Below are 19,478 nucleotides of genomic sequence, written 5' to 3' on the forward strand. Positions count from 1 at the left end.
GCCAATGGGCTCAACCCTTACGAATATTTGCAGAACATTTTTAAAGAACTGCCCAATGCCAATGATGTTGAGCAGGTGGAGGCTTTGTTGCCTTGGAATATCAAGGTGTAATTGGTTTGGCGTTTACAAACTTTTTATGGGACTCGGTTTCCTTCGGGAGAGTGGTCGCTATTGATCTCGATACACATGAAACCGAAGTGATTGCCAGTGGCGTGGGCATTTATTACCATTTAGTGGATATTCCTGATGTTGGACCAGCCTTCAGTTTGTTGAAGTTTGGCCCTGCGTTAAGCTACCCGTTTTTGTCGCCAAATTGGGGAGTGGGTATTCAATCTACCGGTACGTATGCGAAGCGTAAGATGAATAAACGAGCGATTTTCCCGCCGTATTCCGTTGGGTTTATGGCTTATCAGTATTAGTCTTATTTTGGGAGCTGAAGATGTTGGTTAGAACATATTTTGCGTAATGGAATTTAGGCTATAAAAAAGGGGCAATTTCACCCCTTTTTTATTCTGGTTTTACCATTGGCGCATTAATAATAAGAGCCACGATAAGGTTCTTGATGTTCATACAATGAAAGCCTTTCTGTTACAAGAGGGATTTCCCAATTCTGTTTTTTAGCTATCTTTAATGCTTTTTTCTGCCATTTGATGGCTTTTTGAAATTACCGAGTTCTGCATAAGTTGCGGCCTTTGTTTCGGCGATACGTAGATCATCGTAAAAATATTCAGATTTTTCGTTAAGAAGTTCTAAGGCTTCTTCGCCATTTCTCAGCCCGTCTAGTGGAGAGGTGGCCAGCTCCCACGCCAGGAGTAACTTTGCTGAATAATGACCAGATTGAGCCGCATTACGAAGCCACCCTAATGCCGTAGTGGATTTCCTTGTAACCTCATCATCACTAAGGAGAGATGATTGGGCAAGGCTTTTTTGGGCAGGCGCAAAACCACTGACGGCCGCTGCAGTAATCCATTTGTTGCCACTGATTGTATCTACTTTGCATCCACGCCCCCCTATCATATTCTTGCCTAATTGGTGTTGGGCATGTGGAAGGCCTTGTTGAGCGGACTGAAGCAGCCAGTGGTTCATGTTTTTATATTCTAAATCGACGTCTTTTAAGTAACCTCTAAATCTGCGAGCAGAAAACATCTCTTCGGCATATCGATATTGTGCAATAGCGTCACCTGACTGAGCAGAACTTTTCAGGTCATTTAAATTGGAGATGAGTTTGTTTTTAAAGTTGCTATTGATTTCGGCGCCACTAATTACAAAAGTACTAATGAATGGGTGTCCGTATATGGGCTTTTGATTTTGAGTAGGTTTGAATAAGCTTTTTTGTAAAGCTCGTATGCTTTCTCTAGTAAAGTTTCTTGAGAAAGCTTGCTTAACTTCTATTTCACGCGGATATCCTTCAGGTGAAATGGTAATCTCTACGACCGTATACCCCATATGGCCTTCTTTAAGTTCTTTTTTGGGGTATTCTGGTATCACTTTTTTTATTGGTCGATGCTCAGGTCGTGACTCTTTGTCTGTAAGAGGTTTGGGTATTAATGCGCTATTGATACCCTTAATGCTATAAAGCGGATTGAGCTCAGTATACAAAGACTCAGCCAGTTGTTTTTGCTGAGTGCTCAAATGATTGAACACAATGGCTATTCGTTTATCTTCATTTTTTACACCTTCGTTAGCAATACGCATTAACACATAAGCTCTAACAGGGTCTTGCTCTACGCCTTCACCTCGAAAATACATAATGCCTAAATTGAATAAAGACGCTCGATCTCCAATGGCGGCGAGTGCTTCAAAGGCCGTTTTGGCTTCTTTGTAGTTTCCTGCTTGGTAGAGGGACAACGCCTTATTAAAATTAGCGTGTGCGGAAGAAACGAAGATAATGTGTATAAGTAGTATGATTATTAGCTTAAAAGGCTGTGATTTGAATGGTTTTTTCATTGCGAGTACATAACAGGTGGTGAGTTGAATTTAAGACTAATCTAATGCCACTTTTTATCGCACCGCCTCTATAAGCTAGGAGAGGCTAGAGTAGAGAAATACTGCCACTTTGGGGTGGTGCTACTATAAATGATGATTAGTTGTTGTCTTGTATTTTAAGTCAAAATTTAACCCTTAAAATTTACGATAAAGTTTTATTGATCCAAATATGAGGGCCAATATCTTCAATATTGAAAATAGTGTTGTCCAGATCATATCCACACTTTTTGTAAAAATCTTGCGCAACTGTTCGAGCATTTGCCCACAAATATTCCGCGCCAAATTGACGAGCATGGTGTTCGGCTGCTTGTAATAACTTTCTACCTAAACCTAAATGCCGGTATTCTGGATCGGTTGCCATGGCACGTATTCGAAAACAACGTGTTGAGCTAATTTTTTCATGTTCCTGGGAAAAAATAGAAACAATGCCGATAACATTGTTGTTGAGTAATGCCCCAAAGTGAAAGGTTGTAGGCTCATCATCACCGGGGAAAACACATTCCGATTCTGGTTGCCCAGGCCGAAGAACGGTGCTGCGTAATGAGAGTGTTTCGTATGCCTCAATCCGGCGTATTTCAACGGTTTCTTTTTGGTTGTTTTCTTTATGATTGTTTTGCTCCGATTCGTTAAGAGATACGCTTGTGTTGTCAGTTGAGGAAATCATTTTAAAGCTTTTCCTTACGTTACATTATAAAGGTGAAGGCGATGGTTTCATTGCTTGAGCAATTATTTCGCTAAGATTTTGTATTAACTGTCGTTGCTGTGTTACTGCAAATTTAAAGCCGGTGCTTTCCAGTATTTCAGTTTCATTAAATGGAATACGTACAGTATGTTGCCCGTTATCTATCCAAAAAGTGCCGGTTAAAATGACTTCTCCGCTATCAGTGGCGCTGAAATGATCGATTTTTACAGTCAGAATGGTGGAGGCCTCTAGTGCATCTGGCTCATTGGGTAACACCAGTAACGCACTCTTTGACTTTGCTAAATCGTGTTGTAATGCTCTTGCCAGGCCAACTTTGATGGGCTCTCCCCAAAGGTGCTGGTTCGCGTAATAGATTTTGTGGTTAGCTTCTAGAATAGAAAGCTCGTTTTGCTCCAAATAATTGGCAATGGTGAGATTTTTTAATAATACCCGAGGCAATTCTGTTGTGTTATGTGCATCATGAGAGTGAATGACAGAATGTGCCTGAGTGTTGTAACCCGTATCCAGCAAATAGTATTCAATGGGTATGGGCGCACTTGAGCAGGCGGCCAGTATTGTCGTTATCAACAGTGCGCCTAAAAGTGTAATCGGTGATTGGCTTGTACTGTGTTTGTTATTTTGTTTCACGTCGAAATCCATAGGTTGTTTTACTTGTTTTTATGGTTTTGTTGTTATGGTTTGGTTTTTATGGTTTTAGTTGTTATGGCTTTAGCGGTGATGCTTGTGGTTGACGGTCTTCCCCTTTTCGCCCTGTAAAGACCAGACTGTTCGGCTTTTCATTTAATTGCCTTAATAACGGTTTTAAATCTAAAAGTCGTTGATTGAGCGACTCCATGGAATTCACAATTTCGTCGTAGCCCGGTGAACCTTGAGAATAACCGGCGGCGAGATGGCGAATGGCGCCCAATGCTTGATTCAGTTGCGAGATTAATTCTTCACTGTGGGCTTGCTCAATCAGTGACTCTATATCTTTGCTGAGGGAGTTGAGTGTAGTAATGGCATCAGCCGCATTAACTAAAGCCGAGTTGGCGGACTCAACGATATTTTCCAGGGGCAATTTATTGAGTTTTTCTAATAAATTGCCGGTGCTTTGTGCAATTTGGCTAAAGTCATCTGGTGTGGTGGGGATGATGGGAAACTCACCATGATGGGCTAACGAGCCAGTGGATTCTTCTGGGTAATGTTGTAATTCGACGAAGAGTTGGCCGGTTAATAAATTACCAGTTTGCAATCGTGCTTTCAGCCCCTGTTCAATCCAGATTTGAATTTGTTCTTTGAGTTGGTTTACGCTTTTTTTGCTGTCAGGCCAGCCTATTTTTCCGGGAATGAGAGAAATCAATACCGGGATTTCGTAATCGTGTTGCAATAAATCACCACGGCCTTCTTCTTTTAGGTTGATGGTTTTGACTTCACCAATATTAATGCCACGGTATTCAACCGGTGCTCCAACCGATAAACCGCGTACGGTATCCGTGACTAAGATAACAAACTCCGCGCTTGCGCGGTAAATGGGTGTGGCGGCAGCCTCTTCGCTGGAGTAGATCAAAAATGACTCTGGTACAGTACCTTTATGACCATTTCTTGAGCCTTTGGGTGTACCGAAGGTGACGGCGTTTGAAAAGACCGATTGTAAACTGGCCGTTTGGACATTAATGCCGTCGGCTGTGAGAGAAACCGAGACACCGCTGGCGCGCCAAAACTGCGTATTATGGTCGATCAGCTCGTGGTAAGGCGCACGGATGAAAACTCGGTAGTGCACTTTACGTTCATCCACATCAAATTCCACAGTTTCGAATTGACCAACGTTCAGGCCTTTATAGACGATAGGGTCTCCGGCGGCAAACTCAAATCGATCTTGGCTGACTAATTGCAAATGGGCGCCAGGGGTACCAGAGGCGGTGACAGGGGGTTCTTCCAGACCGATAAAGGCTCGACGACTTTGGCCACTGGTGCCGGGGGCAAATTCAATGTAACTGCCTGATAACAGTGTGTTTAAGCCGGAAATACCACTGCGTGTGACGCGTGGTGAAACGACCCAAAATTGACTGTCTTCTGTCAACAATGAGGCCACATGCTTATCGAGTCGAGCTTGTACAATGATACCTTGCGCCCCTTCTTTAAGCGTAATAGAGGTCACATGGCCTACATCCAGTTCGCGCGTTTTGATTTTGGTTTTTTGTGCTTCGAGCCCCGTGGCATGTTCAAATTCCAGAGTGATCAGTGGGCCTTGGTTGTACCATTGTTGAAAAACCATCCATAACCCAATAATCAGCGCCAAGAACGGAATAAACCAAATAAGAGAGAGTGAGCGTCGATGACTCACCTCAGCAGTGTGCTCGGTAAAGGGCCGTTGAGTTGCGTTTGGAATAGTTGTCTCTTTATTTGTGGCTTCTTCGTTGGCCGTATTAGCAGGGGAGGCGGTGTTTTTATCTGAGTTAGGGGGCGCTGGGTGCATTACCAATCCTATATTACCAATCCAGTCTAGAAAAAATAAACCAATCTAGAAAACGAAACCAGAGTGAACATTAACGGCCTTTGAGTTGAACATAGGTTGCATAGGGTTAATGGTGTTCACTTTGATGTTGAAATAATTGTGTCGAATCAAACGTCATTGCTGCAATCATGGTGATAATGACAACCCCAGTAAACGCTAACGCAGCAGGGCCGGGGAAAATACTGATGGCATTGCCTAACTGCACAATGCTCACCAAAACCGCGACAACAAAAACATCAATCATAGACCACCGACCCAGTGCTTCGGTAATGCGGTAAAGCTGTAACCGTTGGTGAGGCGAGGTGCTGGAGGAGACGCTCACGGAGTAATTCAGCCACGCCAGTGCACCGATTTTTGCGATGGGCACAAAGACGCTGGCAACAAAAATGATGCTGGCGATAACGTAAGAGCCATGGTGCCACAGTGTTACCACACCGCCGAAAATCGTGTTGGGGTCATCTTGGCCTAAAGTGAGAGTTTGCATAATGGGTAACAGGCTGGCAGGTAAGTAAAACAGTGAGGCGGTAATTAATAATGCCCATGTGTGTTGCACGCTATGGGGGTGCGCTTGAGGGTGAGGCTCAGGTATTTTCAAATGATGGCGGAGCTGCCAAAAGTCGACTCGAAGCAGTGTAACCACCATAAGAATCGAAAAAAGCAAATAAGCGTAAAACGACAGGCCGAAGTTAACGTCTGCAAGCGCCGCAATTTTGGTCAGACTAACCAGTGCCCCAATGAGAAAAATTTCGGCCATGCTCCAGGGTTGCAATGTGGCTACAAGCCTCAGTGCTTTGGCGGCGTAACCCGGTACAGTGTTGAACAGTAAAACGGGTAGGGTAATGGATAAAATTCCGATGAGCAGTACGGCTGGAATGAGAAAAATCGCCACAGACTGAACAACCGCTAAAGCCCAGTAGTGCTGATGTATGAGGGTTTCCATACCGCTGCCTATGTCCATCACTTGATATTGTCCTTGTGCACTTAACGATAAAAAATCAAAAGGCAGAGAGGCTAATAACATCATCAATGCAGCGCTGGCGTAAGCCGTTAATTGGTGCAGACGATCATGCTTGTGCTGGGTTAATACGGATCGGCAACGAGGGCAGTGGGCTTTTTCGCCGTGTCGTAGGGGGGGGATTGTGACAGTAAGGCCGCAATGATGGCAGTGAGCGTGGCTGGCGTGCTGACGAATAAAGCGTGAAGCGGTCATAGTGTATACGGATGATGGTGTTGCCCTGAAGGATACCACGTCCCCTGCATAGACTTCAGTCTTTCCTGTTGCCGAGGTGTTTGAGTTTGCTCAGTTTGTTGTGGTTTTTGTTTAATTTGTTGTGGCTTTTGTTCAATTTGTTGTGGTTTTTGTTCGATTTGTTGTGGTTAAGAGTTTTCCGATTCTTTGGCGTCAGAGGCGACTTGTTGCCAGTGCATTTGCATTCCTAAAAACATAAAACTGGCTGTCCATGTGATTAAGATTAAACCTGTTAGTGCCTCTAAGCCCAAGAGGAGCCTAATGGGGCCGTGAGGCTCAATGTCGCCTAAACCCAAGGAGGTATAGGTTGTGGTGGACAAATAGAGGCTATCAAAAAAAGAGCCGTCAAAGTTTCCGGTATAGCTGCCCAAATCTGGCCAATATTTTACTAAGTAAATGCATGTGCCAAACAATGCAATCTCGATAATATGAATCAGAGTGGCTCCACAAACACCGAATACAAATCGAGCTCGATGACTCAAGCGAGATTGAGGCAGCACTTTTGCCATGAAACTTAAAGCATCGTAATGCAAAACAATCACGGTGAGTATGACAAGTGTGGTCATTAATACGATTGTGGCCATGGCTACCCCTTTTTAAGAGTTTTTGGTGTGAATTAACGATATCAGTCGATTATTGAAAGTATTTAGTACAAATGGATGATGTCAATGCTTATTGGCGGCGTCAATTGCAGTTTTATATTGGCCTTTTAAAGGCCACAAGTAACTCTGAGAGAGCATTTTCGTTTTTATGGCCACTTGGGGAGGGAATCTGGGCAGTTATTTTTTGCTGTTATTTCAGAAAAAATGAAGTGACTATTCAGTCTAACGTGATGAACCATTCCGTATTTCTTGCGATATCTGAGCGTAGTATTAGTGAAATGTTTCTATTTTTTCTATTGAATTTTTTATGTGAATTTGGCTGTTGGTGTAATGTTATATCAAAGTTTTTTTAGATAAAAACATGAGAAGGTTCAATAAAATAAAGAAATGGTTGAGAAAGAGGTGCTTGGTGTTGATTAAATCATGGCTTATTTAAAAGCACCATGTGTTAGGAGATGCTCGGTTATTGAACAAAATAATCATTGTGTGGAAAATAATGGTGCCTCTAATGAGGGTGTTGTGATTTATGTGTGTTAAAATACCCTTTTAGTAATAAACTGAATTCATTAAATACACATGTTTTTTATTTAATTTTTAGGCTTGAAGCCTAAAAATTACGAGAAAAATAAAACTTACTTCTGTATTAAACGAAGTGTTTTACCAATCCCTCAAAAAAAACAGAATAAATTATAAAAATGACTTTTCTTTACGTTTTTTTATACATTTATATTCACTTTCTTACCGAAAACATGATAGAAAGTGTCACATATTGATTTGTAGATATTCGAATTCGCTTATCTTTTAATCGCAGATGTTCATATTGGGGTGCATGAGTATCGACTGTACATTTTTTTGATACTGATCGATATTTTTGAGATAGAAAGTAGAAAATAAGTAAAATTTTGTTCCGCGTTATGGTTTTTTCACAATAGTGGTATGCCTGGGTAAGTCTTAATTTAAGCGGCCTTATCATAGCTTGTTTCATCTGCAATTCATTTTAGGGCAGGTTGCATCAGTGCACCTGCTCAATACGGGATGCCTGAACAAGCAGCCTATGTATTTGTGATCCATGCAAAATGGGTGACTGTCCGTTCATTATACTATTTGTTGATTCTTAGTTAATGAAATAAATAAAAGATAATAAATTGCTCCCCGGGCTGCCCTCTCAAGGATGACTTCTAAAAGATTGGTCTCTGCCAATCTTCATGGCGAACTATTGCTTGGAATCCAAATTTATCGCACTCAGGTGTGATGAGTTCCTTGTTTGATTGTTGTTCAATATTGCTGTTCAACGGTGTTGTTCAATCACTGTTGTTATCCAATATTTCAGCAACCCAATAAGGGAAATTTTCGATGCTAAAACAAAAAAAGTCGTAAAGACTATATATCCACTTAGGAGTCTTAAGTATGGTAAAACAACACTTTAATGCATTTCGTAAAAGTGTTTTAACGGCCGCTATTGCGAGCTGTACTGTTTCTGCGTATGCCACTAATAATAGTGATGCGGATATGCTTTCTTTGGAAGAAGCCGCTGCTTTAGAGCAGCAATCAAATCGTTACATGATTTATCATGGTGGCAGCTCTGCAGCTCCGTATTATGTATTGCGTGCCGCCGGCAGAACCGCAAAAGCCAATCGCGAGCTTATTGAAAAAATGGGTGGGCGATTTATTGATTCCTTCAAGCGTGGCAATCGTAATTTCGATGTAGCTGAGTTGGATGAAAAGCAAATTCGTGAATTAAAAGCGGAAGGCTCCACTGTTGAGAAAGACGGTGTATTGGTCTTAATGAGTGAAGACATCCCTTACGGATTGAGCTTGACCCAAGTATATGACGCCGAAAACCCGGAAGGTGAGTGGATTAGCGATGCCAATGCGGGCACGAAAAAAGTCTGTGTGATCGATTCGGGTCTTGAATTAAATCACGAAGATTTTACGGATCAGTCGGCTAATATTTCGGGCTTTAATAACCCAAATGACGCTTTTGATGCAATTCATCAGAACGACCCCAATGACCCGAATGATAACTTTAGAGTGAGTGCGGGTAACCCCGACTTTTATGTGGCGGACCCCAGCTGGAATACTGACCAAAGTGGTCATGGTACCCACGTTGCCGGTACGATCGCAGCCTTACGCAATGGTGTTGGTGTGGCCAGTGTGATGGGCGGTGGTAATGTAGAGTTGCACATCGTCAAAGTCTTTAGTGATGTGGGTTGGGCTTACAACTCAGATCTAATTAGTGCTGCGACTCAATGTCGAAACGCGAATGCGGATGTGATCAACATGAGTTTGGGGGGCGGAAGCCGAAGCCCTGCTGCTGAGAACTTCTTCCAAGAATTGGAAGACGACGGTATTTTATTGGTTGCGGCGGCCGGTAACGGTGGTGATCCTGAATCTGCCACTGACAGCATGAGTTACCCAGCCAGTTATGATGCGGTTGTGTCTGTCGCGGCGATTGACGAAGATGAAGCTCTAGCGGATTTCTCTCAAAAGAATACCCAAGTTGAAATTGCAGCACCGGGTGTTGGCGTATTATCAACGTACCCAGAAGCCTTAGGTCGTTCGCCTTCTTTCACTATTGAGGATGCCACCTTTGAAGTGAATGCAATGGGTGAAACCATTGTGGCTTCTGCAACTGGTGAGTTGTTTGATTTTGGCTTAGGAACGGCAGAAAACGAAGGTGCTAAAGGGAAAATTTGTTTGATTTCTCGTGGTGAAATTAATTTCTACACCAAGGTATTAAACTGTGAAAACAGTGGTGGTACCGCCGCCATTATTTACAACAACAGAGCCGGCAGTTTCAGCGGCACCTTGGGTGATCGTTACGTTAATTGGCACGAAGGTAGAGATAACTTAACCATTCCAGCGATCTCTTTGAGCATGGAAGATGGTGAGTACGTAAAAGACAATTTTGTAGGCCAGGTTGCAACGGTTGCAGTGGATGGTGGTGAGTATCAAAAACTGAACGGTACCTCTATGGCGTCTCCACACGTTGCGGGTATTGCGGCTCTCGTATGGAGCCAACCTGCGGCGGAAGACTGTACCAATAAGCAAATTCGTAACATCTTAAATACAACTGCGAAAGACCTTGGTCGAAATGGCCGTGATACGTCTTTTGGTTACGGTTTGGTTCAAGCTCGTGATGCCATCAGCGCCATTGAGGAAAATGGTTGTGACGGTTCTACCGATACGCCTCCACAAGATGGTATTTTGTTGGAAGAAACAGGGTTAAGTGCTCCTTGGCTTAGTAATCAGACTACTTATTATGAAGTTGTAGTCTCCAGTGGAACTTTAGAGGTTGAGCTATCAGGTGGAACAGGTAATGCAGACTTGTACGTTTACGAAGGTGGTCGTAACGGAAGAGAAGTTTGTAGTTCTACGAACAGAAACAATAATGAGTCTTGTACTGTTCCTAATGCACGTGGAACTTACACAATTGGTGTGAGTAGTGGATCTTGGTTTGGGTTCAGCGGCGTCACTCTAAGAGCGACTGAAAACTAAAAGATTTTTTTAGTTTACGAAAAAGCCATTTTTTTAATGGCGTTTAATAAAAAACCACTGCAAATGCAGTGGTTTTTTTGTGAATGAAAGGTTTAAAGCTGGTCTGCTTGTTTTTCGGTGGCGCCAGAGGTGGTTTGTGTGCTGCGTTTAAATCCCCATAAGGTATCAAATAAGCCGGGCAAATCTTGTTCCGCTGGATGATCGGCTTCATTGGCGGCATGATAGCGGTCGTTAAAACGTGGGTTCGTGTGATAAATACTTAAATTCGCTTGAGGTGAGTAGGTAAGGCTATTGGCTTCGGTAAAATTGGTGAAGGTAGGCGCGTTACCGCGGTGATTATCTTGATTTTGAACGTGCATAAAATCGGCCCAGTTTCTGCCATTGGCCGAGCGAGTGTCAGGAGATAAATTCACAAAGGTGTTGTTGTACACTTCCACAGGTAATCTGAAATTTTGTTGGCTGGATCGATTGCCCGCAGAGTAATTCTCCCAAAATAAAATACCCACATCGTATCCATTGGTGGTGGGGGCAATGTTGGGTTGAGAAATTACGTTGTTTCTTAAGGTCATGCCGCCATAGGATGCTCGAATACCATTATAAGTGGGTGCGGCACCTGTAAAGATATTTCGTTCTACAACGGCTTTTCCAGGCAGTGTGGCAATACGAGGGTTGGCCGGTTCAAATACCGCTGCCATGGTGCCGCCGCTAATAGTATTTTCGACAATCACACCACTGTGGTTGGCGAAGCCATCAGTGTTATAACGAAATGCGGGGTTGTGATGTACGCCATCGCCAAACCATCCGACGTTGTTGAATAAATCATTGTGTGAAAGCACTAGGTTTTTGGCCTCGGCCACACGAATGGCGCCATGGTCTGCCCAGCGACGGTGATAAATATTCAACACCTCTCCGCGAGAAGGGGGTTGATTGAGTGTGAGTTGTGGTCTTGAGGGGTGTAAAGAAAAATCCTCATTCCGTTCCAGCTCTAATACTGTGCCATGGTCATCCACAATTTGCGCGGCGATATCCTCTGGCGATTTTAATTCAAAATCGTAGGTAAACGTTCGAGCGCGACCGTTGCCGTTATGAGACGTGATTGAAAATAATTTTCCATCAGGTCCACTGATCGCCTTCGGGTGCTGTCGAATACGATTACCGATAAAAGCAAGGTTGTGAGTGTGGGTGGCAAGTGAGCCATAGTCTTGCCAATTACGGCAATGGTTATCGGCATACACATGATTATTGCCGCCGCGAGGGCTAAAACACATGCCAATGCCGGAAATGCTATTGCGATAAAATGTCACGTTATTGGTCGGGTTATTTCTTCCTTGGCCAAAGTAAAATCCACTGCTTGAAAATGACTCACCGAGGCCGGTGGTGGGATCATAATTCCCTTGAATGTTCATATGGGTAACGGTAATGGAGTTGAGGTTGATGGCGTAGGCAATATTAGTATCGGATTCCACTCGTAAAATCGGGTCATGCCCGCGTCCATAGCGGTCAAAAATAAAGTCGCCTTTCCGTAATACAATCTGTTCATCAATCCAAAACTCTTCTCCGGCATGAAGTAATACACGGGCTTTGGTAAGGGACTCAATGGCGTCCCGCACATCGCTCCAATCTTGTAACCTAATTGCCCCAGCAGGGCACCCCTGAAATTGATTGCGAGACGACACGCAATACGTGTCGTTAGCCGTGTAGGTGTTTTCTTGTGGTAGCACATGAATGGTGATCGAGGTGTTGGCATAGCGCCCGTTTTTGGCGGCGGTATGCAGTGCTATGGTGTACGTTCCTGGTTGCTCAAAAACATGGGCAGCGTAAGGCCCTTGTGCACGAGAGGCGCCACGCCCAAAGGGAAAGTCATGGGTTAAAGAACGGTAAGTCGCGTTGTCATCATCAAAGTACCAATGATGAGCTACGTGGTGGAAGTCATCTCGAACGGAAAAATTTTGATTGGTTTGTGCTTGAAAATGAATGCCGCAGGGTGCAGTACACTCTGTACGCGAAGCAACAATTTTGGCGCCATTGGGAAGTTTGCGAGCATTAGGATAATCGCTGGCACATTGCATATGGTGTGCCGCCAATTGAATGCACTCACCACGACATTCTGATGGACAAGACAGGGATTTAACCACCACTGTGCGTTGTGCTGTGATGGCTTTTTGATTTTCGGTTCCTGCTGAGTCGAGTTGATATTGAATGTTGTACACACCGACTTTTTTCGTATCTACGTTGGAGTTGACAGTGACGTGATGATTCACATTTTGTCCAGCTTGGTTTGCCGCCGTAAAACCTGGATCGATAAAGTCTTGCCCCACCTCCAAGGTAATCACACTCTCCCCTTCAAGCGTAATGGTGGCGTTTTGTGAGTCGGTTATGGTGACTGTGCGGTTGTGCGTAGAAGAGAGTCCATCGTGATCTGTCGCCGTGTAAGTGACGGTATATTGGCCTGCAACAGCGTTATTCACACGGGAATAATCAGCGATGACGTTAACTTGTCCATCTTCCGGGTCAAGGGCCGTTGCGCCAGGGTCTCTGGTGGCAATATCGTCGTTAACCGAAAAAGTAGTTACGGCAGGCCTATTCAGTGTAATAGCCGGAGGTTGATTGGAATTAATGGTTACCGTTCGAATGATGGTGGTGTTATTACCGTCGGAGTCTCGGGCTTTGTATCGTATGGGATAAGAGGCGCCTTCATTGTGTGTGTTGATGCCGACTTTAATGACATTGTAAGTAATGTCGCCGTCTTCGTTATCGGTGGCTTTAGCGCCGAATTCTTGATATTGGCCTTTATACGGTAGGCGTAAAGGGTTATCCCCCTTCAATACAATTGTGGGGGCGTTACCAATGTCTTTTTGGGCGACGGTTTCTGTATCGGTATTGTTGTCCGTATTGTCGTTTGGATTGTCGTTTGGATTGTCGTTTGGATTGTCGCTTCGATTGTCTCTTCGGTTGTCGCCTGAATTGTCGTTTAGATTGTTGTTCGAATTGTGAGGCGATGGAGGGTTAGATGATGGAGAGTTAAGCGATGGGTTTTTCGCGCTTGACCAGCGATGATATACATCGAGACACTCTTGCTTGAATTGAGCCCAAACGGTGGAAAAAGACGAATGTGGTGCTTGGGTCTCCATGCTTGTATTTGAAAAAGCCGTTGTGGAAAAACAGATACATAAGAAAAATACAGCAGTCAGTGTACGTTGTCGTCGTGCAGAACGGGGAATGAGTATCATAGGCAGCCTCGAAGGTGTAATAAAGCGGTATAAAAAATGAATCGAGTTCAGTTCCGACGAAACCCATTGCGTAACATAACGCTGTCGTATTTATGAGGAGCGTTTGAGTCACGCCATGGATTGACGAAAATTTAATCGTCTGAGTGGTAAACAAAAAGAAAGTTTTCTGGGTGGAGGCGCGACTGCAAGAGTTGAGAACTAAACCGTAAGTTTATAGAAAATTTGTGATGCCTAATCACTTATTGTCGTGAAGGCGATTCGGACATAATAGGTGGAACGTTAAGTATCAAAGAGAGCGAAAGGTGATGTGAGAGAGAAATGTGAGGAAATAATGTGGAAGGGTAAAGTAAATGAGAATTTGGACGATAAAAATAGAACATTGAATGCCCATATGAATAAAATATCATTATGTTTGCTTTTTGATCGGGTGGGTCAGGGTCGCCTTGTTATGCTGAATTGGCCTGTAGAATGGTATGGAAAAGAGAATGAAATTCTACGGTCTTATGGTTATTAATCGTCTTTAGTTGACGAGTAAATAAAGCTTATTGAAAAGGTGGTATGGGTACAGAAGGTGTTGTATCTCGACTGAGACCGTATTGCTGTTCCTTGAGACAAAGGTTTACGGAGAAAGCTGACCAATTTCGAATGTATAGGGTTTACCGATTGTGAGGTAGACGAATAAGATGCAATATAAGGATTGATTTTTATCAAGGTGGATCGTGGCTCAGATCTATAATGGGATTGATGAGTGGATATAAAATGAGCCAAGCATCAAGATGGCATAATTTATGCGGCAGTCAATAAGTAATTAATACAAAAAATTTGATAAAAAACGCTATCAAGATCGATCTTTATCAGGGCATGCTTCAGTAAGGTGCATTGGTAAAAGAGAATATTTAGGGTGCTGGTTGAGTGGTGTAATGGAAGTTGATAATAATAAGACTGCCTTATCGGTTTCGTTAGGCTCTCGCTATACGATAGGCGATGTGATTGGCGAAGGCGGGTATGGAAGGGTTTATCAAGCCTATGATAATCGGCTTGCTAGGCAAGTAGCCATAAAAGTGATATTGAAGCAACAAGAGGACTCTTTGTCGGAAGCCCAGCGCCTTGCTTCTTGTAAAAGCCAATATATTGTTGATGTTTACGATGTTGTCGTTGATGAATATTTCGTAGCGATTATCATGGAGTTGGTTATTCCAGGTACGCCATTGGATGAACTCCCTCTGACCGATATACCCCTACAGCGCTTTTTACGCATTTTTTATCAATTGTTACTCGGTGTGAAAACCATACATGCCAATGGTTTTCTGCATTTGGATTTAAAGCCCAATAATATTTTGCTAACCCAGGCGGGTGATATTAAAATCAGTGATTTTGGTATTGCAAGGGCATTAGGAAAAGTTGGTGCAGTACTTCGAGATTCGAGCTTCAGTATTAAAGGTTCATGGTGCTGCATTACACCGGAGCAATTGGGCGGGAAAGAAGTCAGCGAAGCAACGGATATTTTCGCGCTGGGCATTATTCTTTTTACATACCTTAATAAAAGGCACCCTTTTTTAGTAGCGGATGATCGAAGTCGATCAAAAGAAAATATTCTTCACGGGCGACTCATTGAATTTGATCTGCCCCACACAGATAATCAGGAGGCTGTTCTAGCAGCGTCTTTTGAAGCATTGAATGCGCTTGCTGTTTCAATGCTGTCTAAAAATACTAAAAATCGCCCTAGTATTCACAAAACTTTAAAATTAATTACCGTATTCATTGATCAATTTCAAGAGCGTTGGAGTGATAATTCTTTTACCCATCAAACCTTAACCAGAACGGAAGTCATTTCACCCTTTCCATTCACAGATAAATATAAACGCCCGTTGATTTATAGCGTTGCATCCAGTTTTTTTATTATGGCTTGTGTGTTTGCGGCGGTGTTTTTTTGGCCAAAGACAATTCTTCGCACTTTGGTTATTCCTACATTAAAAATAGAAAGCACAGAGTTGAATGGCGATTTGGCCCTCAAGTTCCACGATGATAATTTGGTCGTTGCAACCATTATAGAGGATGAGCTAGAAGCAGCAGTTATTAAAGACCCAGGCCGGCGTTTGATCAGTAAAAAAGAATGGAGTGGCGATCAGGATTGGCGGCGTGAGGCCGAAAGATTAAACGCTGATGAAGTTGTCGTCAGTGAAGTTTCTTGTAAGAAAGAGTTTTGTAATTTAAATGCGTATATTTATCAGTATGATATTGATAATAAAGTGAATTATACGAGCTATACCATTCCTCATCACGATTTGTTGGTGTTAACCAATATTGTTGAGTATGTTTCTGTTAATCGTTTGGGGCTGCATTCTTCTGATAGAAATACTTTTTTTATTACAGATGAGAACTTACGGCGCTATCATTATTATCGAAAGCGTTCAGAGGGCCACGATATTTCTGAAAAAGAAATAGAAGAAATTGAATGGTTTTCGGGAGAGAATCCTGATTTTCTAGCGGCACAGTTGTTGTTAATTGAAGTGTATTTGTCGCAATACAACCCTACCTATCCTGTTAATCGCCAATGGCTACATAAAGCCATGGCGGTTGTGCATCGAGTTGAAAAGCAATTCCCCAATGAGCCGTCTGTCGAAAGAGTAAAATTTAAAATAAGTCTGGCCAAGAAAGATATGGCGTCGGCAGAAAAAAGTCTTTCAAGGCTTCAAGGTGTTGCCGGTATAGATGTAAATCAGTTAGTTTTAGATAAATTGCGCATGGTTTTTGATGTTGATGATCCGGAGCGTGCTTATAAAAGTTTGCTAGACTATAAAAAACTGCGTGCCACCAATAATTATTATCGCTTGCGAGCACGTATGGAGTTGCTCTTGGAGTATCATGATAAGTTGCTTGAAACTTCAAAAGAGTGGGTGGGGAAATACCCTGGCAATATTTCCAAATATTACTTGGCAACGGCGTATTTGTATGTTGGAAATTTGTCCGGCGCGATTGAGGTTTATGAAGAATTGTCAAAAGGGAAATTTGATTATGATGTGCACGTCAATAAAGCCGTTGCCCATTTTCTCAATGGGGCTTATGAAAAAAGTTTTGCTGTTTCACAGTTTGTTTTGGAAAACACAGAAGGCGCTGCAGCTGATTTTTTAAACTGTGGAGAATCGCTAAGGGCACTGGGTTCAAGTGAAGCTGATGTCTATTTTCAAAAAGTACTTAATTACTGCAAAATGATGGGCTGCGGTGATATTGATCTTGCTTATAAGGCTTTGGCGTTAGCGCACTTGGGGGAGAAAGATAAGGCATTAATTGCACTGCAAGAGGCGGCTCAATCCGATTTGTATAAACAAACATTTCATTTATACGCTTACTATGTTTACAGTTTACTGGATGAAGAAGCTGCTGCACTGTTTAATGGTAATCAGGCGTTACAGCACGGTATTAAATCTCATTGGTTAAATTTGCCTTGGACAGAAAAAATACTGAAAAAGCTCTCGATGTAACGCAGTGGTGCTGGCTTGAAAGTTTATTTTTAGAATAATTGATTCTGAGTGACGGTATATTATGGTTGTTGAGGGAGGCAAGTGGCCCTCAACAACCTGTAGGCTTTTTCGTTTAGCTCCCCCCTAACTATGGGGCAGCAGCGGGTTTGGGGGCGGGCTTGCTTGGGTCAAATAGAGTGTGAGTGGTACCGCCATCGGGATTGTGTTTTTTGAGTAAAAACGCAAAGCTTTCATTTTTTTTCAGCTCTTCACCAGATTCAAGAGTTACTCGTAATACTTTTCCATCTTGATCGATTTGAGTGTGGGTCCCTGACGGGTCATACCCTTCGTTGAGCCAGATAATAGTGGGTGCTCGTTTTTTTGCTGTTCTGTCTCCCGTTAAAATAGTCATTTGACCGGAGTTATTTTTGGTGTCTGTTGAACAGTATCTATGGGTTAATTGATTTTCGGTAAGTTGTTGCCTAACCAATTGGCTTGTTATTTTACTATCCTTACTCGCAAGTGGAAGTTGATCCACGAGATCTTCCAGGCTTCTGCCACCCTCCCATGCCACATCTTCCAAGTTACTGTTTATCTGTTCTATGAAGGTGTATTGACTATCGTAGCCACGATCATCAATTCGGATTTTATATCGTCTTCGGCTGCTTATATTGTTTTCGCGTGCAGCCGCAATCATCAGATTATCAACGGGAAGGCCATTGGCGAGTCTCATGATGCTGTTATTTTTAACAATATCCTCTACAGAAAGCGTTAACGGGATGTACCGTTCATTGAGATTGAATAGGAATGCGGTGTCATAAGGGGCTTCAAAGGATCGTTGCTGTGTCTTGGCGGTATACTCGAGAAGTCCATTTTCAAGCTCAACACGCTCGTCTAGATTGATATTCAGGGTGTGATAAGACGGGATATCACCATTACTGGAAATCACTTGTTTGTTGATAAGGGTAAAATCACCCGTGGAATTGATCATATTGACTCTCCACAGGGCGCCATCATTTTTTCCAGATAACGCTTTATTTTCTACCAATGATAGGTGGCCGGAGTCACGGTCTTTCACTAAGAACCGATGATTTGCTGCATTCATAATGGTGAAAAAAGGAGGGCTGACATGGTCGAATTTCCATTCTGCTTCCAGTGGCTCATGGTCCATTTGTTGCCAGAAGTCGTATTCTTTAAAAACAGGCTCTTCCTGTTTTGATAGGCTCAACAGTGTTTTTTTTCCTGGAGCGGTCGATGTGCTTGAGGCGCTAATGGTATAACTGTCCAGGCCAACTAAAGAGATTGCGTGATAGTCCTGAAGTTTTGAGTCTCCCCAATTCCTGTCATCATCGGCTCCAATGCCGTATTGATGATCAGAGTTAAAGAAAAGGGGTTTGGGGGATGACCTGTCGTGGGTGTGCAACATTCCATTTTCATAGCAAAACGTAGAGGGTTCTATATTGCGACTCTCTAGTGGGGTTTGTGTCCATTGAAAAGAAATTGGCTTTAAGTTGCCCGATTGGTTTTCGGGACTTTGCATTAAAAAATAGCCCGGTTTATAGGAGGCTTCTAATAGGAAGCAGCTTCTTTTTTTGTTATCTGTTGTGTTATTGCCTAATTGGGAAGTGCGTAGATATAAGCCGGTCGCATTTTCTTCAACGGCGTGTGCCGTCGCGTGGGTAATTGACTCGTCTATACTCAATTCCAAGTAATTTCCTTGTCCATCGCTAAGATAGACCAATTTTTCATACTCAAGTCCAACGGTTATGTGGGCGAATAAGGAACACGTTGCCAAACCGATGATGCTTAGAAGAGTGGATTTCATAAGTATTATCTCCATGGTTTCTCTTTATTAAGAGAGTCTTCCAATTTGTAGGTTGTAGGTTGTAGGTTAATGCTGAAACGACCCGTCAAAGTCGCTGACTGTTGATTTATGCCGAGATGATGAATGCGATGGTGATGATGCATATTGTTTACTCTTGAAAGAGAGCTTTTCCACAGCATACTTTTTGCCACAACATAGAGTGCGAGTACTTGCTGAGCAGTTATTCCTCAAGTTGTCCATAAAACTGTTCATCAAGTAGAAGTGAGTATCTTCCTTAACACCTCTTTGAAGAAGTTCAGCTGCAAACAATGTCGGATAAAGACAACAGAATGTCGGATTTTGAAAAGAGTATTGAGCAGCCTGTGTTTTTTATGATCATATTGGTGAAATAGACAACAGCGTTTTAAGTCGATTTTTTTATTGATTGTTT

The 19,478-nt window shown here is 42.8% G+C and carries 12 protein-coding genes and 1 pseudogene; 4 read left to right on the forward strand and 9 right to left on the reverse strand.

Going from position 1 to position 19,478, the window contains the following annotated elements:
• Both LU351_RS16200 and LU351_RS16205 read left to right on the forward strand, forming a co-directional pair.
• Positions 1 to 111: transposase domain-containing protein (locus LU351_RS16200; RefSeq protein WP_269783501.1), on the forward strand; the 111-nt coding region annotated here is incomplete at its 5' end.
• A 5-nt stretch (positions 112 to 116) separates the two neighbouring features.
• The gene (locus tag LU351_RS16205; protein ID WP_232595135.1) at positions 117 to 419 is read left to right on the forward strand and encodes a hypothetical protein; all 303 of its coding nucleotides are present in this window, start codon (positions 117 to 119) and stop codon (positions 417 to 419) included.
• Between the two features lie 208 nt (positions 420 to 627).
• Here the strand turns inward: LU351_RS16205 and LU351_RS16210 are convergent, their stop codons facing one another.
• The 7 genes and pseudogenes from LU351_RS16210 to LU351_RS16235 form a co-directional block, all read right to left on the reverse strand.
• Positions 628 to 1,695, reverse strand: a complete 1,068-nt coding sequence (locus tag LU351_RS16210; RefSeq protein ID WP_232595136.1) for an energy transducer TonB — start codon at positions 1,693 to 1,695, stop codon at positions 628 to 630.
• Positions 1,696 to 1,947, reverse strand: a pseudogene (locus LU351_RS21070) (hypothetical protein); the annotation flags it as partial.
• Between the two features lie 181 nt (positions 1,948 to 2,128).
• Complete coding sequence (locus LU351_RS16215; protein WP_232595137.1) at positions 2,129 to 2,650, reverse strand: GNAT family N-acetyltransferase; 522 nt, start codon at positions 2,648 to 2,650, stop codon at positions 2,129 to 2,131.
• Between the two features lie 24 nt (positions 2,651 to 2,674).
• A complete protein-coding gene (locus tag LU351_RS16220; protein ID WP_232595138.1) occupies positions 2,675 to 3,316 on the reverse strand; it encodes a PqiC family protein in 642 nt (213 codons plus the stop codon).
• Positions 3,317 to 3,389: 73 nt separating this feature from the next.
• The gene (pqiB, locus tag LU351_RS16225; protein WP_232595139.1) at positions 3,390 to 5,144 is read right to left on the reverse strand and encodes an intermembrane transport protein PqiB; all 1,755 of its coding nucleotides are present in this window, start codon (positions 5,142 to 5,144) and stop codon (positions 3,390 to 3,392) included.
• 106 nt (positions 5,145 to 5,250) lie between these two features.
• Entirely contained in the window at positions 5,251 to 6,393 is a 1,143-nt protein-coding gene (locus LU351_RS16230; RefSeq protein WP_232595140.1) for a paraquat-inducible protein A, read from the reverse strand.
• Positions 6,394 to 6,560: 167 nt separating this feature from the next.
• Positions 6,561 to 7,016 (reverse strand): potassium channel family protein, encoded by a 456-nt coding sequence (locus LU351_RS16235; RefSeq protein WP_232595141.1) that lies wholly within the window; start codon positions 7,014 to 7,016, stop codon positions 6,561 to 6,563.
• Between the two features lie 1,425 nt (positions 7,017 to 8,441).
• Between LU351_RS16235 and LU351_RS20790 the strand changes: the two genes are divergently transcribed.
• Complete coding sequence (locus LU351_RS20790) at positions 8,442 to 10,532, forward strand: S8 family serine peptidase (RefSeq protein WP_269783500.1); 2,091 nt, start codon at positions 8,442 to 8,444, stop codon at positions 10,530 to 10,532.
• Between the two features lie 92 nt (positions 10,533 to 10,624).
• On the opposite strand, the gene LU351_RS16255 is transcribed toward LU351_RS20790, so the two are convergent.
• Entirely contained in the window at positions 10,625 to 13,762 is a 3,138-nt protein-coding gene (locus LU351_RS16255) for a DUF5011 domain-containing protein (protein ID WP_232595142.1), read from the reverse strand.
• Positions 13,763 to 14,682: 920 nt separating this feature from the next.
• On the opposite strand from LU351_RS16255, the gene LU351_RS16260 reads away from it, so the two are divergent.
• Complete coding sequence (locus LU351_RS16260; protein WP_232595143.1) at positions 14,683 to 17,244, forward strand: protein kinase domain-containing protein; 2,562 nt, start codon at positions 14,683 to 14,685, stop codon at positions 17,242 to 17,244.
• Between the two features lie 127 nt (positions 17,245 to 17,371).
• Here the strand turns inward: LU351_RS16260 and LU351_RS16265 are convergent, their stop codons facing one another.
• Positions 17,372 to 19,048 carry a hypothetical protein gene (locus LU351_RS16265; protein WP_232595144.1) on the reverse strand — a complete coding sequence of 559 codons (1,677 nt, stop codon included), beginning with the start codon at positions 19,046 to 19,048 and terminating at the stop codon, positions 17,372 to 17,374.
• Between the last annotated feature and the right edge of the window lie 430 nt (positions 19,049 to 19,478).

The organism is Marinibactrum halimedae, from assembly GCF_021234875.1.
Classification (GTDB): domain Bacteria; phylum Pseudomonadota; class Gammaproteobacteria; order Pseudomonadales; family Cellvibrionaceae; genus Marinibactrum; species Marinibactrum halimedae.

Excerpts from the sequence above, each read along its gene's own strand:
- LU351_RS16210 (WP_232595136.1), bottom strand. The coding sequence starts at position 1,695 with ATGCGTATTGCTAACGAAGGTGTAAAAAATGAAGATAAACGAATAGCC.
- LU351_RS16215 (WP_232595137.1), bottom strand. The coding sequence starts at position 2,650 with ATGATTTCCTCAACTGACAACACAAGCGTATCTCTTAACGAATCGGAG.
- pqiB (WP_232595139.1), bottom strand. The coding sequence starts at position 5,144 with ATGCACCCAGCGCCCCCTAACTCAGATAAAAACACCGCCTCCCCTGCT.
- LU351_RS16230 (WP_232595140.1), bottom strand. The coding sequence starts at position 6,393 with ATGACCGCTTCACGCTTTATTCGTCAGCACGCCAGCCACGCTCACTGC.
- LU351_RS16235 (WP_232595141.1), bottom strand. The coding sequence starts at position 7,016 with ATGGCCACAATCGTATTAATGACCACACTTGTCATACTCACCGTGATT.
- LU351_RS20790 (WP_269783500.1), top strand. The coding sequence starts at position 8,442 with ATGGTAAAACAACACTTTAATGCATTTCGTAAAAGTGTTTTAACGGCC.
- LU351_RS16255 (WP_232595142.1), bottom strand. The coding sequence starts at position 13,762 with ATGATACTCATTCCCCGTTCTGCACGACGACAACGTACACTGACTGCT.
- LU351_RS16260 (WP_232595143.1), top strand. The coding sequence starts at position 14,683 with ATGGAAGTTGATAATAATAAGACTGCCTTATCGGTTTCGTTAGGCTCT.
- LU351_RS16265 (WP_232595144.1), bottom strand. The coding sequence starts at position 19,048 with ATGAAATCCACTCTTCTAAGCATCATCGGTTTGGCAACGTGTTCCTTA.